Source organism: Odoribacter sp. N54.MGS-14, from assembly GCF_000980295.1.
Taxonomy (GTDB): Bacteria; Bacteroidota; Bacteroidia; order Bacteroidales; family Marinifilaceae; genus Odoribacter; species Odoribacter splanchnicus.
Genome location: NZ_LARL01000018.1, coordinates 18,987 through 35,335, shown reverse-complemented (window position 1 = coordinate 35,335; position 16,349 = coordinate 18,987). Strand labels below are relative to the sequence as shown.

Sequence of the window (16,349 nt, the reverse complement as noted above, 5' to 3'; positions counted from 1 at the left end):
AATTAGGTTGTTTGAGAAAATATGCTGAAATTTGTTTTGGAAAGTTAAGTAAAATATGTGATATGTGCAAAATGTTTTTTACCGGTTTATTTTTTATCCTTTGGGGTGTGGATCAGAATTCTGATCCGGTAATGGTATTAAATCGCTTCGGGATGATGGATATTGGGGTTGCCGATGAGTGTGGCTCCACCCTGTATTTTGGCCGATCGGATGAAGTACCGGGAAATGTTTTTCAGTATTGCAGTAATTTGATTGTATTCGACCGGCAAGGAGGAATCCTTGAATCCTATAGACTGGACACCGATTTAATAGCCCTTTGTTATGCTCCGGACGAACAAAGGTGGTATGGCAAACGGTTATCGGCCGGAGATCACCCCGATGTTTCTGTGTTTATCCCAATCGATAAATAAAGACTGACATGAGAGGTGGTGCTATGCGATCGATTTTAATAATCGGAACACTTACTTTGGTTGGTATTGCAGGACTTTGGTTCTTGTTCGGAGACTCTACGGAAGTGTTTGAATTATTATATTCATCACCGACTACTATTCGAATAGAACGGGATACTATCGACCTGGATATTGTGAGGTATGGCGAAAAGAAACAGATTTCTTTCCGGATCTGTAATACGGGCGAGGTTCCCTTATTGATCCGTGATGTGCGGCCTTCTTGCGGCTGTACTGAAGTTCGATGGGAAAAGCGTCCGGTACAACCCGGAGAAGAAACGTTGATTTTCGTCACTTTTGAACCGAATTCTTTGGGCCGGTTTATGAAATCGATTGAGGTATTGTGTAATACATCCTCACAATTATTGAGACTGAATTTAAAGGGGATTGTTCTTAATGATAGATGAAGAAAGTCTTGATATTAGAGAGTGTATTATTGTGTTGTCTTTATTTTTGTAAAGATGATTTTGTGTTATATTAAAAATGATGGTTATGTTTAGAAAAATTATTTATGTCTTTTTGGGATTTTTTGCAACAGTGTTTGCTTTGAATGTTGAGACTGGCTTTAATGATGGTATCATGAATGTGACTCTTTATGAAGTAGAGGGATTGGCTCAAGGTGAATGCGGGGATAATGGGTTTACAGAATGTCCAGATCGTGGAAGTACGCTTATATCATGTGTAATAAAAGATCCTGTAACACATGAAACGGCCCCTGGTGAGATGGATTTTTGTATGTCTGAGGGAAGAGGTTGTGCTATTACTCCTTGTTATAATAAATTGTAGTAATTATAAAAAGAATGTGCCAAAAATATTTTATTTATTGAAATGTTTTGGGTGCTTCTTTTTTCATTTAGTGAGACATGTTAAAAATAATTTTACAATTATTGTTGATAATTTTAATTTTTTCTTGTCAAAAACAACAGGTTCCTTCTGTCGTAACAATTAAAGTTCCTGAAATAGCTAATGATGTATGGATGACGATGAGCGAAATCGTGGACACTGCGATTTATATCCCTTTGGAAACGACGGACGAATGTTTGATTGACGCTTCGATGTTCCGACGCATGGAGTATTATAAAGGAAAATTTTATTGTTTTGTATTTACAGGAGGGTTGTATATTTTTGACCGGAATGGTAGATTCCAAAAATTGATTCCGATAGGCCGTGCACCTGGAGAATTAAATGTTTGTAATTCTCATAAAGCGTTTTTGATTGATAAGAAAAATGATCGGTTGGTATTTCCGGGTTGGTATAAATTTTATTATTACGATTTGGAAGGGAATTACATCGAAAGCCGGAATCTGAAATCGAAGTTGGTTCCTGCTCAGGCTGCCTTGGAGAACGGTGAGTGGTGGTTTTATTTTTTCGGAAGTGCTTCTTTTAATAAAGGCGATGCCAGTCATTACTACCGGTATGATTTTGATGAGGGAATAAAGGAAGGATTTATGCCTGCAAGTCCATTAAACCGCTACGCAGAAGGAGGATTTGGATATGGAGTGGATAGTTTAGTATTGGCTTATTCTCCTTTAGTGAGTGATACCATTTATCAGATTAACAAGGGACATTTCTGTCCTGCTTTTTATGTCGATTTTGGGAAAGATAAATATGTTTTGGGGAATGATTACATACAGCATAATATAAAAAATCTGAGATCGAAGACCGGTATTATTACAGAGGTCGTTGCTGGGGATGATGTTATTTATTTCGTTTTTGTACGTAAAGGTTATAGTCAGGAGGCTTACTTCTATAGAAGAACAGGAGAAGTAATTACGGGAGCGAAGCATAAAGAAGAGGATATATTTGTACCCTTCGGTTCAACATTAACTTATACGGACGGTTACTTCGTTGCTTGGGAAAATGCTTATATTTTTACCCAATGGGCTCCAGATATAGCTGCAAGATTGAATGTGAAAGAATCGGATAATCCGGTCATTGTTCTTTATCGTTTGAAAAAATAAAAATCACATAGTATATGGGTGCAAAATGGAAAAATGCAGGATTATTTATTTTGAATATTTGTTGTATCGTATTTATTTTATATAGATTAGTTTTGAAAGAAAATGAGATAAAGACTTTAAAAAGAGAAATATATAAAATTACCCTTGAAAAGGACGGGTATATAACGAAATTAGAGAATACATTGCTTCGGTTCAAAATGTACTTTGTCAGCGAGGGGTGCCGGTTATCCCCTGAAATAGTGATAAAAGCTGAAAATGAGAAAACACTTTTATTGAAGGAGTTGGTAAAGAATGGTAAAAAATTAGTGCTGAGAATTTCTAATACTCATTGTCCTGCTTGTTTGTATGACCTGTGTCCCAGTGTTGCCCGATTTTTAAAATCTGTTGGGAAAGAAAATGTGATCTATTTGTCAGATTACGATAATGCGAGAACATTGGCGTTGTTGAAATCGAATTATAAAATCGATCATGAAGTATATTCAGTAAAAAAGATCGATTTATCTTTAGAGGAATCAAATGTTCCCTACTTATTTCTCTTGGATGAAAATTTGAAGATAGAATTGATTTTTGCTCCGATCAAAGAATTACCCGAATTAACAGATAGTTATTTTCAAATAATAAAAAGTCGTATTTGAAATGTATGTAAGTCAAATTGTTAAACTAATTTATTGATGATGAGAAAGTATTTATAATTGAAAAATGGAACGGATGGTAGGTGTTATCATACCGAAATTTGACAGAACAAGGTTCTAGTTGGATTAAAAATCACTTATGTCTAATATCAAATGTTTTGTATATGAAGAAAAAATATTTCAAATATGTAATAATTATGATTTTTGTGAATATTGTAACTTTGAGTAGTTTCCGAGTTTACAATAGTTCGAATAATTCCATTTTAGGGACTCTTTTGTATGAAAATATTGAAGCACTTGCTCAAACGGAACAACCTGATATTAATGACTGTATTCCATCTGATGATTGGAATTGTATAGCATTACATCCTACTGATCCTTCTAAGGATAAAGAACGGGTAAATGCTATGTGGCCCTCCTGATATATCGATTAATTGTATATAGGACTTATCACTTAAATGATAAGTCCTAAGTTATAATAATTTAATTTCAATTATATAAATGAAGTATATTTTGAAAATCCTGCTATTTCTTATCATTTGTGATGCATGCAAGCGTTCAGATATCGATGTTTTCGATATTGTCGAGGAAATCACTGACTACGACAGTGTTTATTCTGATAAGAATGACGTTTTTAATAGAATAACTGATATGGCGATTTTGGACAGTGTCTTGATAACTAAGCATATGAATGACACATATCATTTTTCATTTATTGATGTCAATGGGAAGAAGATCATAAAAAGATTAGGAAAAAGAGGACGAGGTCCTGGTGAATATCTTCAAATAGGAACTGGATTTACGGTTTGTGGGTCAAAATTGGTTTTTTTGGATGCTATGCAGAAAGAAATAAATTATGTTTCGATTTCTGATGTGATTGAGAATAAAATTCCTTACCATATAGAGAAAGAAGCTTATCCATATACGGTGGATTTTAGGCCCAGGCATATGGAGGTAATCAATCACGTAAAAGTTGCAGTTGGATCGTTTAAAGAAGGGTACTTTGGTTTGCTTGATTCAAGTAATAATATACTCGGTTGTTTTTTCGATTATCCTTTTGCTTATGAAGGAGTGGAAGGAATATATAGAGGGAGTGTATACCAAACAAAAATTAGTTCAAATGATATTCAGAATAAATTTGTTATTTTAACCTTAGCATCCGATGTTTTTGAGATTTATCAAATTGAAGGAAAAGATATCCATCGTATATTTCTTAATCCATATAATCACATCCCTCTTATTCGTGAAAGAGCAGGACGCTATGGAATCAGAATAAATGAAAGTATAGCCGGCCTGATGAAGATGGCTGTTTCTGATGAAATGATTTGTTTTACTTATTCTGCAGAAAGTTATGCGAAAGCTAATAAAGCCGGATTTATTTCAAATGAAATTCTTTGTTTTAATTGGAAAGGTGAGAAAATAAAAAAATATTTATTACCTTTTCCAATAAGCACTTTTTGTGTCGATAAACACTTCATTTATGGAGTCAGGTATATCGACGATGAATCGATAATCTATCGCTTTAAACTGTAATTTATTCTCTCCTGCCGGTGTGCCGGATTAAATGTTTGTATGAAAGACGATGGCTCCTTTCATACAAACATTTAATCCTACATTCATTTTACCATCCGGGATTCTGATCGTGCTGAAGATTAGGATTCCGTTCCAGTTCTACCTGCGGGATAGGCCATAACTCATGCCGTGGCTGGTACTCACGTGTAAACATCAAATCGCCGTAGATATCGGTTGCATTTTTGACTGTCGGGCCATAGATACCCCAACGCCTCAGGTCCCAATAACGGTGGCCCTCAGCCGGCAATTCATATGCCCGCTCGTTACGAATACGTTGCCGCATTTCTTCCTGGCTGTTGACAGCCAGCCAGGGGCTGCCATTGTTCAACGACGGCATCCCCACCCGGTCGCGTACTTTGTTGAGTTCTGTAACGGCTTTGTCTAAACTGTTATCTTCGTTATATGCCTCTGCCAGCATCAACAGTACATCCCCCAGGCGGATCAACGGAAATTCATAAGGTACCCGCGTATATTCTCCCCAATAACCGTCAAGATTACCGGTGGGAATAAATTTACGCCAGAAATAAGAATTCCAGCCTTCGGAATTCCGGATAAAGGCCTGTGCTTCCATCGGTGAACCGCCTTTTTGGGGATTGTGAAGCACAAACTGCTTATCCATCGGCACCGAACCGGCGTCTGTTCCCAGATAATGGGAATAAGGCGTAATGACATTCAGGCACAGGCGGGGATCCCGCTTGCGGTATGCGTCGAGGACTTTAGTTGTGTCACAATTCAATAAGTCGGTAATCTTTGTACTCCCGTCATCTATCACAACACTCAGGACATCACGCCGGAATTCCGGACTACCGTCGTTGAATCCCGGAAAGATATCGTCCCAGTTAAACGGACTGCCATCGAGGTTCTCGTACATATCCACCAGGTGGGTCGAAGGTACGATACAATTGCTGGCAATGAGGCGCATAGTGGATTTATTGCCCAGAAAACTGCACAATTCCAGCCCGTGCCCTGCCACGTTACCGTCCAGAGACTGGATGGAGAAAATCATCTCTTTGCTGCGTTTGCCGTTGTACAAGCGGAACAGTTCATTGTAATCCGGATGCAGTTCATAGCCGTAATTATTCGTTTTGTTGTAGACGATTTCTTCAAAATCGGCAATGGCCTTGCTCCACTCCCGGTTGTAAAGATATACCTTCCCGCGCAAAGCGTAGGCAGCCCCTTTCGTGGCACGCCCGTAATCGGATGTTTCCCAGGCTACAGGAAGTTTGGAGATGGCATCCGTCAGGTCGTCGAGAATGTGACCGCGGATGGTTTCTGCCGATTCGCGCGGGTTGGACAAGGTGGCGAATTCCTCTTCGATGATACAGCTCTCATCGTAATAAGGTACTCCTCCCCAGCAATTGAGCATTCTGAAATAGGCCATGGCACGCAGGAATTTGGCTTCGCCTATGACACGTGTTTTCACTGTTTCATCGATATCCATGGCGGAGACATTCCGGATGACCGTATTCGAACGGTGTACTACTTCGTAGAGATATTGCCAGGTGTTCTGGACAGAAGCGTCACCGGATGAAAAAGAGGTACCCCGGGCAATTCCGGCATGGGGAGACGTACCGTCCGCAATATCGGATATCATATCGAAAGTAAAGTCGCGTCCGAAAGCCCAGCCGGCTTTCATGGCAGCATACAGAGCGACGGCCGCCTGATTGGCATGTTGCTCCGTCCGCCAGAACGTTTTGTCGTTCAATTGGTCGGCAGGAGTATAATCGAGCGTTTCACACCCTTGGAGTAATAAACCTATACCTAAAAGAGCGGAAAAAATATAGTGTCCTTTCATTAGTGCTGAATTTTAAAATGTGACATTGATTCCTACTGAATATTGCCTCAACTGAGGATAACCTACGCCGGCGGCTATTTCCGGGTCCAGGCCGGGGAAATCCGTTAAGGTAAACAAGTTGTCGATACTGGTATATATTTTGAGATTTTCGACAAAAAATTTCTCCGAAATATGGCTGGGAAGCGTGTATCCTAACTGAATGTTCTTACACCGTAAATAAGAGGCGTTAAACACCAAGGCATCGCTGGCAATGTTGTTTTTACTGTTGGCATTGTTCCGGAGCCGGGGATATTTGGAATTGTAAGGATTTTCAGGTGTCCAGGCATGGTCGGTAATATCTTTATTCAAGGATTGCCCCATGACAGTGACAAACCGGAATGCCTGGTTGTTATAATAGACTTTGTGTTTTCCTACCCCTTGGAGCAACATACTGAAATCGAATCCTTTCCAGGAAATACCGATATTACCGCCGAAAGTAAATGCGGGGGAGTTGCCGTTACCGATCTCGATCCGGTCGTTGGCATCCAGATTCCCGTCATGATTCGCATCTGCATACAGGAAGTCGCCCAATTCCGGTCTTTGATAAGTGGCGAAATAGTCCGGATTTTTATCGACCAGAGACTGTACATAGTCCAGATCGGACTGATCGCGGACAATACGGTCCACAGACATGACATATAACTGATTGATGGGTTTTCCTTCCTGCAATTTATAAACGCCGTTAATAGAAGGGACTTCCCCCTGAAATTTGGTCACTTTATTGCGGACATATCCCATGTGGAAGCCAAGAGAATAGGTCATACTGCCGATATGATCGAACCAGCTGATATCGAAATCGATACCCCGGTTGCGTACCTTGCCGGCATTTTGGTTGGGGACAGCAGAAGTGCCGTGCTCTAACGGTGCCGGCAATGAAATCAGGATATCTGTCGTCAGCCTGTTGAATACATCCACAGAACCACTTAAACGATGGGCAAACAACCCGTAATCCAGACCGATATTGGTCATGTGCGTCGTCTCCCAGGTGAGATTGGGATTGGCGAGGGTGGTCTGTGCCAGGCCACTGGCCACCGCATTGCCCAGTACGTAATTGGCTGAAGCATAGAGGGGCTGATACATATAGAAAGTCGATGTGGCGTTGTTGCCGAGTGTACCGTAAGAAACCCGCAGTTTCAGCATATCCAGCCAACCGGCAGCTTTTTTCAGGAAGGGTTCTTCCGAAATGCTCCAACCGGCGGATACGGAAGGAAACCATCCCCAGCGCTTATCGGGGGCAAAACGGGAGGAACCGTCTGCCCGCAGGTTTACTTCCAGTAGATATTTATCGTCCCACGACAGGTTTATCCGGCCGAAATATGAACGCATGGCCCATTCTGTATAGTTTCCTTCAATCTCACCGTTGGTACTCCCCCCGTTGATACTGGTCAGAGCATCGTCGGCCAGATCGTATTTCCTGAACCGTTCGTCTTCCCGTTTATTGTATTCCTGACTGATACCAACCAGTGCAGAAGCATTCAGTTTGCTGACATTCCATTCATAGCGTGCCGTCACATCCGAAGTCCGGAACGTATTCCGACGATTATACCGGTTGATATAAGTACGGACCGTACCTTCCCGCAGCAGTACAGGTCCATCCAGTGTAAAGCGATATAAATTTTTGTCGCATAATTGATATTCTTCATTCCGTTCCCAGGAGTTATAGGTGAACGAAGCACTCAGGGTCAAACCTTCTACCGGTGACAAACGGGCAAACAGTTTGGGGACAATACGACGGGTTTTTATCGGAAAATCCTCTTTGTAAAACCACATACGCCGGTAAGGATTAAAATTGCTGACGTTCTCTTCCTCCGGATTTTGCACACCTCCGTACAGACCCGTTTCAGGGTCATAGAGCGTCATGCCGGGAACTGTATTCAATGCTCCCGAACCGAATATCACGTCTCCTCCGTTGGTAGCATTTTCGGCATTCGGATTATTGGAATCCATATAACCGAAGATGTTCATTCCGGCAGTGATCCAGGGTTTGATGTCGACTTCGACATTCGAACGCAATTGATAACGCTCATAATCGGTATTATAAACGATACCCGGATTTTTCACATAGCCCAGAGACAGGTTATAACGTACCGTTTTCGTTCCTCCGATAGCCGAAAGATTATGATTCTGTACCACCGACGGATTCCGGTAAATATGATCCTGCCAGTCGGTATTGGGATAAACGGTGGGGTTAGCTCCGTTGTCATTGCGCCAGGCGTCGATGGAGGTCTGGGAGAAACGGGGGGCTTGCCCGTTAGCACTCAGAGCCGCATTCTGAATCTCCATAAAATCGGCATAGTCGGTGACCAGATTCAAACGTTTAGCTACCTTTTCAAACGAGAAATTGCCGCTGTACGTAATTTTGGCACTGCCTTCGTATCCGGTTTTTGTGGTAATCAGGATCACTCCGTTGGCAGCCCGCGAACCGTAGATGGCCGACGAAGCGGCATCTTTCAGTATCGAAATGTTTTTTATATCCTGGGGATTGATATCACTGATAGCACAACCGGCTACGCCATCGATCACCACGAGCGGATCGGCATTGTTCAATGTACCGACACCCCGGATCCGGATCGTAGAAGTCTCGAAACCCGGGGTATTCCCCCCCGAATTGGTTACGGTCAGTCCTGAGGCCAATCCGGCCAGGGCATTCTCGGCATTGGTGACTGGCCGCTCGGCCAAGGCATCGATGTTAACCGAGGAAACAGCTCCGGAGAGATTTGCCTTTTTCTGTGAACCATATCCTACTATAACTACTTCATCCAATTTTGTCCGGTCTTCATACAAGGTAAGGCGCATATTTTCCCGCGCATTGACCTCGAGGGGTTTGTATCCGATAAAGGAGATGCGTAACGGGGAACCGAACCGGATATCCGGTAATTTGAATTCGCCGTTAAGATCGGTCACTTGCCCTGTGCCGCTTTCTTTGATCAGTACATTTACACCGATCAAAGGTTCTCCGGCAGCGTCGGTCACTCGTCCCTTGACTGTAATGATATGCTGTTTTTTCAACTTATCCTTTTGGTCTTCCAACGGTTCCGGAGATTTTTTCCGGTTATCCTTTTCTGCATAAGAAATCGGTTCACCGGCCGGCCGGAATTCTTTTCCGGCCTCCTGAGCATGAAGCGGCAGCCAGAACAAAGTTACCAGAAAGGTCAGGCATCGTATCCGGACTCTATACTTTCTATTCATATTAAATTTTTTCAGATTGTGCATATTTTCCATTTTTTGAATATACTATAGCATCCAATAAAACACATGCCAACCGGATTTTGCAAGATTTTACAACTGATAAACAATTATTTACATTTTAATTACACAAGCGATAGCTGAGTAATAATTCCCCGGTTTGTGGAATATTTCCCCAACGGGTATCTCCGAATTCTATTATAATTTCCGATTTTTTTATATATATGGTGTATTAAAACGGCTTATATCGGAAAAATCTTTAAATTTGTCTTATTTTCTGATTCGTTATGATTATTTGATGAAACAGAATATGGGATCACTATATTAATTTTTAAAAGAATCGGATGGTTTCGGATAATCGGTGGGTTGCCACAACTAAAGGGATCGTGGTGTTTTTGTTGACTGCACTGTTGTTTGTATTTTGGTACGATCGTGATCGTGAGCTGGCAGAAAGCCATGTAACGGCCGTGCGTTTCGGTTTCTATCGGGTGATTTGGATAGAAGTTTTGTGTGGTATTACAGTGGCTTGGTGCGTTCGGAAAAAATTTCGTTTTCGCCTGCCGGATGCGGGGGTATTGTTGTTGGGGGGATATGTCCTGCTGCGTTCGGTTTATGGGGATGGGATGGTCGGTTATCGGACAGAATTATGGATTTTGTTTGTGATCCTTTATTTTTTATTGCGTCTGCTTTCTTCGCTTTGCCGGAATGCCGTCACGGTGATGTTGTGGACGCTCATGGGAGCGGGATTGGTAGAGACGATTTATGGGTTCGGACAATTGTATGGTTGGTTCGCCTCGGGGCATTCGCTTTACCGGCTGACAGGATCTTTTTTTAACCCGGGGCCTTATTCGGGATTTTTAGTGATGGTATTGCCGGTCGTTTTGTTCTATTGTTTATCGGTGTATCCCGGTCGGCAAAAGAGTGTCGGTGAGTGGAGGTACAAGTTGGAGTCCGGCTTTGTCTGGGGGATACTGTTGTTGATTTTGTCTATTTTGCCGGCCGGAATGAGCCGGAGCAGCTGGTTGGCGGCGGTTGCCGGATGCGGGGTGGTAACGGCATTTTATTACCGGATCAGGAAACAGCTGAAAGAGCTGGGACGAAAACTGGGAAAAAAGGCTTGGTGGGTAGCGGGTATCGGTGTGGTGTGTCTGTTGCTGTTGTTCAGTGGACTTTATCTGATGAAAAAAGATTCGGCCGATGGACGCCGTTTAATGTGGAAAATCGCTGGTCGGGCGATAGCCGAAAATCCTTGGGGGGGATGTGGATTGGGTTATTTTGGCGGTGCATTCGGGAAAGCGCAGGCTGCTTATTTTGCCACGGAGGAAGCTACGGAACAAGAAGAGTGGGTGGCCGGCTCGCCGGAATACGGGTTTAATGAATATCTGCAGTTGGGGGTGGAATTGGGGATTGTCGGGAGTATCCTTTTCTTATTGGCTGTCGGGTTGGCAGTCCGGCAATTGCTCTATTCTTCCCGCCCCGAGAAAGGAGCGGTGCTGGGAGGGCTGACAGCCTTTTCGGTGTTCGCCTGTTTTTCTTATCCGTTGAGTGTGATTCCTTTGGTGATTGTATTCGTTCTGTTTATGGCGCTTGCCGGTACGCTGGATGACCGGAAACTGCCTGCGGAGGAACGAAAAAGGACTGTGGGTGCATGGTTTGTCATGGGAGCTTCTCTCTTGATGGCAGGTATTACCTGGCGATTGACGGAGCATAAGGAGGAATGGAAGCAGGCTTATATCCGTTGGGGAGAGGAACAACGTTATTTCAGCATGGATATTTTTGAGGAAACGGTAGATCATTACCGGGATTTATATCCTTTTTTGAAAGACCAGCCGAAATTTCTTTTCGAGTATGGACAGTGTTTGTCGAAAACCGGGCAATATGAGGAAGGGATTCGGATTCTGACAGAAGGTACACGGCTCAGTGCCGATCCGATGTTCTATAATATTATGGGGAAAGACGCCGAAGCCTTGAAGCATTTCGGACAGGCTGAAGCCTGTTTTAAGCAGGCTTCCTATATGGTGCCTCATCGTTTATATCCCATCTATTTATTGGCGAAAATGTATTTCGAAAGCGGACAATCGGAGAAAGGCCGTGATATGGCCCGGCAGGTGATTCAGAAAGAACCCAAAGTGATGTCGGATGCCGTAAAAGAAATGAAAGCAGAATTGGAAGAAAGACTGAAACCATAGGAAAAAGAGAGAATTTGTTAAAAAGTACCGTTCGGATTGAAAAAGAAGGGGAAAAGTGAAGGGAGATTGTAAAGTTTTAATATATTTACAACTAATTATACTTTCGCAATATTTTAAAGAAAAGATATGAATAAAATCGCTTTTTTTGCATTAATGCTTGCCTTGGGGCTTGTCGGTGGTTGTGGAAATAAGAAGGAGGAGAAAAAAGAAGAAAAAGATTTGGCCCGGATCAGCCAGAAACAGGACCAAATCGAGGTGAAAGCTGCAAAAGCCCGGCTGGCTCCCTTTGAAATGGAATTGGTCAGTAATGGCAAAGTTAATGCCCGTCGGAAAGCGGTTTTGGCTTTTATCACGAATGATGTGGTCAGGAAAGTACATGTGAAAAATGGAGAAAGGGTGAAAAAAGGAGATCCCATCGTGAGCGTGGACGAACTGAAAGCCGGTCAGCAGTTGGAAGCTGCCCGCCTGAGCTGGGAAAAGGCGAAGCTGGAATTGAGGGGACGGCTGATGAATGAGGGGATAAATTCATTGGAAGATACGCTGGACGAGCGTGTAATCTCTAAAACCCGGCTGGAAAATATCAAATTACAGATCGGTTATACCTCTGCGGTTAAAGAATATGAAAAAGCGGTGTACGATTATTCGAACATCACGGTGTATGCTCCTTTTGACGGCGTGATCGCCGATCTGGAGGTGAAGGAATACAATCAGTCCTCTGCCTATAAAGAGGTTTGTTCGGTAATCGACGATGCTACCATGGAGATTGTGTTTAACGTACTGGAAACCGAGATCGCCCATTTGAAGGCAGGGATGGAAGTAGAGATTACGCCTTATGCAAACGATAAAGTTACCCTGAAAGGCACGGTGACTGAAGTGAATCCGAAAATCGATGAAAACGGTATGGTGAAAGTCAGGGCTACAACCGATAATCCCAAAGCAGTGTTGGTGGATGGAATGAATGTCAGTATATTGGCTAAACGGCAAATCGCCGATAAATTGATCGTTCCGAAAACAGCGGTGTTGCCGCGGCAGGGGAGAAAAGTCGTGTTTGTCTACGAAAACGGCCGGGCTATATGGAAATATGTCGAAACAGGATTTGAAAATAGCCGGGAAGTGTGTATCGAATCGGGATTAAAAGAGGGGGAAGAGGCTATTTACGAGAATAATCTGGGGTTGTCGCACGAGTGTGAGGTGACGCTGATAAATAAAAAGGAGTAGTAGTTCCTGAAAACACTTGGAAGGTGAAATTATCTGCTTTTTCTGTCAATACTATTTTTGTCGTACTGATGCTTTTAGGGATCAGTCTGATTCCTGTGTTGTCTTTGCAGTTGCTCCCTTCTTCCCGTTCGAACGATTTGTCGGTATCTTTCTCTTGGGATAATGCCGGCCCCGAATTACTGGAAATGGAGGTGACGACCAAATTGGAAGGGGCTTTGGCGCGGACGAGAGGGTTACGGGAAATTGTTTCGGAGACCGGGAATGGCTGGGGAACAATCAGGCTTTCTATCGATAAAGAAGAAAATATTGATGCCATTAAACTGTATCTGGGGTCTGTGGTCCGTTCGGTGAAAAGCGGATTCCCGGAAGGGGTACAGGTGTCGGAAGTACGTGGAGGAGAATACAGTTCCGGTAAAGAAGCTAAAAAAGAACGGCAGCTTTTATTGACTTACGGTATTTCAGGGCCTGGTACTACTCAGGATGTCTCCCGTTTTGCGGAAGACAATATCTCGAACATCGTCTCTACCATGCCGGGGATAGAAAGTGTGACGGTAACCGGGGCTGTTCCCATGGAATGGGTACTGATTTACGATCAGCAAGTGCTTGAAAATATCGGTATCAGTGCTTCCGATATCCGCTCGGCTTTGAACAATTATTATATGCGCCGGGATGGGGGAAAAGTATTGATCGATACCGTTCCTACCAAAGAATATGCTTATATTATTTTCCGGGGTAATCCGCTGAGTCATGAGATCGATATGCTGAATATGCCGATCAAGACACTGGGGGATCGGATTGTTTTATTGAAAGATATCGCAACCCTGGATTATCGGGAGAAGTCTCCTTCCTCCTATTACCGGATCAATGGTCTGAATCAGTTGAATATCAATATTTTCGCAGAAAAGAATGCTAATGTGATCGACCTTTCGGCCAAAGTCAGGGATAAGATGGATTTGTTGGAAAAGGATTTCGGCGGAAAATATTCTTTGCAGATGGCTTATGATGCCAGTAAAGAACTAGAAGATGAATTGAACCAGACGCTTTTCCGGACCTTATTGACGATTTTGATTCTGCTGATTTTTGTGTTTCTGGTGAGCCGGGATTTCCGCTATTTGTTGATTATCGCCGTTTCTTTAGCTGCTAATGTGCTGATTGCTTTTGTTTTCTATTATTTCCTGAAAGTAGAAATTCATATTTATACTCTGGCAGGGATAACTGTGTCGTTCGGTATCATCATCGATAATGTGATCGTTATGGCCGATCATTACAGACATCATCGTGACCGGAAAGTATTTATGGCTATTCTGGCTGCGACGCTGACGACGATGGGGGCTTTGACCGTCATTTTCAATATGAACAATGAGATCATGCGGAATATGTGGGATTTTACTACGGTTATCATTGTCAATTTGTCCGTATCATTGTTTGTAGCTCTTTTCTTTGTACCGGCTTTGATGGAAAAAATACCGTTGCGGAAAAAAGAAGCCAGAGTGCGTGTTGCCCGCAAGAGAAAAGTTGTAAAATTTACCTGGAAATACAAGCGGTTTATCGGGTTCACCTGGAGATTCAGGAAAGCATGGGTGATTTTGGCTATTCTCGGATTCGGATTACCTGTATTTATGATTCCTTCTTCAGTGGACCGCGATAAGTCGTATGCCGAGACCTATAACCGAATCTTTAGCAGCGAATGGTTTCTGACGATCAGGCCATGGATGGATAAGCTGTTGGGAGGAAGCCTGCGCTTGTTCGTGGAAGGAGGAAAAGGGGAGTGGAGGCAAAATGACAATAACGACCGTATCCGGACCTCCCTGAGTGTAGTGATGACAATGCCGCATGGAGCGACACTGGAACAAATGAACGAGGCATTTATGAAAGTGGAAAATTTTGTCTCCGGATTTCAAGAAGTCGACCTTTTTACGACGAGTATCAGTTCTGCTAACGAGGGAAGAATGAAAATCACCTTTAAAGAAGAAGCCGAGATGACCGGTTTCCCCGAGATGCTGAAGAATGAGTTGGTGCGTTATTGTAATTCGATCGGGAATGCCGATTCACAGATTTCCGGAGTCGGAAGGAGTTTTTCCAATAGCCTGGGAGACGGTTACCGCAGTGAAGAGCTGAAGGTGGTGGGATATAATTACCGGCAAGTGATGAAGTATGCCGAAGTCTTGAAGAACAAGCTATCTGAAAACCGCCGGGTGAAGAAATTATATATCGGAAATGCCCGGAATCCCGAGAAAATGAGGGAGTTTGTGGTGAAAGTCGATAAAGCTAAACTGGCCCGTAATAATTCGAATGTCAATGATATTATGTGGAGATTGAGGAGTTTGTCTTATGCCCGGGATGAGTATACTACGGCTTATATCGATAACGAACAGACTTCTATTGTTATCCGGCCCAAAAATACGGTGGAGACCAGTATCTGGGAGATGCAGAATTATCCGGTACAGGGCGATAAAGCCACTTTCCGTTTGAGTGACGTCGGCACGATCCAATATGAGGATACGTTCGATAAGATCACGAAAACGAATCAGGAATACGATGTATCGGTACAATATGATTTTATCGGGGATTATATGTTGTCGAATAAGGTGAAAGAGAGAGTGATGAAGGAAATGAACCAGAGTATGCCGATCGGTTTCCGGGTGAAGGAAGGCCGGGATTATTGGGGAGGATACTGGAAGATGAGCAATGGGTTCGATCGGCGTATTCTGTATATCTTACTGGTATTCGGTATAATTTATTTTATCTGTGCCATCTTGCTCGAATCCTTGAAGCAAGCGATGATCGTAATGCTGATCGTGCCTTTGTCGTTTATCGGCTGTTTTTTGGGTTTTTACTGTTTCGGGCTGGTATTTAACGAAGGGGGATTGGCGGCCTTTATCCTGATGTGCGGATTATCGGTGAATGCGGTGTTGTATATTCAGAACGATTATAATAATAAGATCATTGCGGGAAAAGCGAGAGGGTTACAAACTTATTTGAGTGCCTGGAATGCGAAAATTATTCCGATTCTGCTGACGGTTATTTCCACAATTTTGGGATTTATCCCTTTCCTGATCGGAAGTAACGTGGCCGATTTTTGGATCAGCCTGGCGATCGGGACGATGAGTGGCCTTATTTTTTCTGTATTGGTGTTGATGATTTATCTGCCTTTGTTTTTTATGCGTAGGGAAGATAAAGCGGGATACAGACGGAAAAACAGTGGGATGAAGGAAGAGGGAAGAAAATGGTTAAGTCATATTAAATTGAATAAGATACGGGGATTCATAAAGCATTGATGTTTTCCTTTTTGGTCATTAAATATTAAGAAA

At 42.8% G+C, this 16,349-nt stretch carries 12 protein-coding genes; 10 read left to right on the top strand and 2 right to left on the bottom strand.

The window, feature by feature from the left end; translation table 11 throughout:
- Nucleotides 1-62 precede the first annotated feature (62 nt).
- The 7 genes from WS42_RS05820 to WS42_RS05790 all read left to right on the top strand — a co-directional run bounded on the left by WS42_RS05820 (nt 63) and on the right by WS42_RS05790 (nt 4,572).
- The gene (locus tag WS42_RS05820; protein ID WP_087381482.1) at nt 63-410 is read left to right on the top strand and encodes a hypothetical protein; all 348 of its coding nucleotides are present in this window, start codon (nt 63-65) and stop codon (nt 408-410) included.
- A 23-nt stretch (nt 411-433) separates the two neighbouring features.
- Nucleotides 434-853: a DUF1573 domain-containing protein gene (locus tag WS42_RS05815; RefSeq protein WP_046450841.1), complete on the top strand. Its 420-nt coding sequence runs from the start codon at nt 434-436 to the stop codon at nt 851-853.
- Between the two features lie 85 nt (nt 854-938).
- Nucleotides 939-1,232, top strand: a complete 294-nt coding sequence (locus WS42_RS05810; RefSeq protein WP_013612195.1) for a hypothetical protein — start codon at nt 939-941, stop codon at nt 1,230-1,232.
- 77 nt (nt 1,233-1,309) lie between these two features.
- Nucleotides 1,310-2,407: a DUF4934 domain-containing protein gene (locus tag WS42_RS05805; protein WP_013612194.1), complete on the top strand. Its 1,098-nt coding sequence runs from the start codon at nt 1,310-1,312 to the stop codon at nt 2,405-2,407.
- Nucleotides 2,408-2,421: 14 nt separating this feature from the next.
- Nucleotides 2,422-3,042, top strand: a complete 621-nt coding sequence (locus WS42_RS05800; RefSeq protein ID WP_046450840.1) for a hypothetical protein — start codon at nt 2,422-2,424, stop codon at nt 3,040-3,042.
- Between the two features lie 161 nt (nt 3,043-3,203).
- The gene (locus WS42_RS05795) at nt 3,204-3,461 is read left to right on the top strand and encodes an NVEALA domain-containing protein (RefSeq protein ID WP_046450839.1); all 258 of its coding nucleotides are present in this window, start codon (nt 3,204-3,206) and stop codon (nt 3,459-3,461) included.
- 79 nt (nt 3,462-3,540) lie between these two features.
- Nucleotides 3,541-4,572, top strand: a complete 1,032-nt coding sequence (locus WS42_RS05790; RefSeq protein ID WP_046402443.1) for a BF3164 family lipoprotein — start codon at nt 3,541-3,543, stop codon at nt 4,570-4,572.
- 88 nt (nt 4,573-4,660) lie between these two features.
- On the opposite strand, the gene WS42_RS05785 is transcribed toward WS42_RS05790, so the two are convergent.
- Together WS42_RS05785 and WS42_RS05780 are read right to left on the bottom strand one after the other, a co-directional pair.
- Nucleotides 4,661-6,406 carry a RagB/SusD family nutrient uptake outer membrane protein gene (locus tag WS42_RS05785; protein WP_046450838.1) on the bottom strand — a complete coding sequence of 582 codons (1,746 nt, stop codon included), beginning with the start codon at nt 6,404-6,406 and terminating at the stop codon, nt 4,661-4,663.
- A 12-nt stretch (nt 6,407-6,418) separates the two neighbouring features.
- Complete coding sequence (locus tag WS42_RS05780; protein WP_162609988.1) at nt 6,419-9,634, bottom strand: SusC/RagA family TonB-linked outer membrane protein; 3,216 nt, start codon at nt 9,632-9,634, stop codon at nt 6,419-6,421.
- 341 nt (nt 9,635-9,975) lie between these two features.
- Between WS42_RS05780 and WS42_RS05775 the strand changes: the two genes are divergently transcribed.
- From WS42_RS05775 to WS42_RS05765, 3 genes are all read left to right on the top strand, one after another.
- A complete protein-coding gene (locus WS42_RS05775) occupies nt 9,976-11,820 on the top strand; it encodes an O-antigen ligase family protein (RefSeq protein ID WP_195203539.1) in 1,845 nt (614 codons plus the stop codon).
- A 126-nt stretch (nt 11,821-11,946) separates the two neighbouring features.
- Nucleotides 11,947-13,038, top strand: a complete 1,092-nt coding sequence (locus tag WS42_RS05770) for an efflux RND transporter periplasmic adaptor subunit (protein WP_022160398.1) — start codon at nt 11,947-11,949, stop codon at nt 13,036-13,038.
- Nucleotides 13,039-13,061: 23 nt separating this feature from the next.
- Nucleotides 13,062-16,316, top strand: a complete 3,255-nt coding sequence (locus tag WS42_RS05765; RefSeq protein ID WP_046450837.1) for an efflux RND transporter permease subunit — start codon at nt 13,062-13,064, stop codon at nt 16,314-16,316.
- Nucleotides 16,317-16,349: the final 33 nt, after the last annotated feature.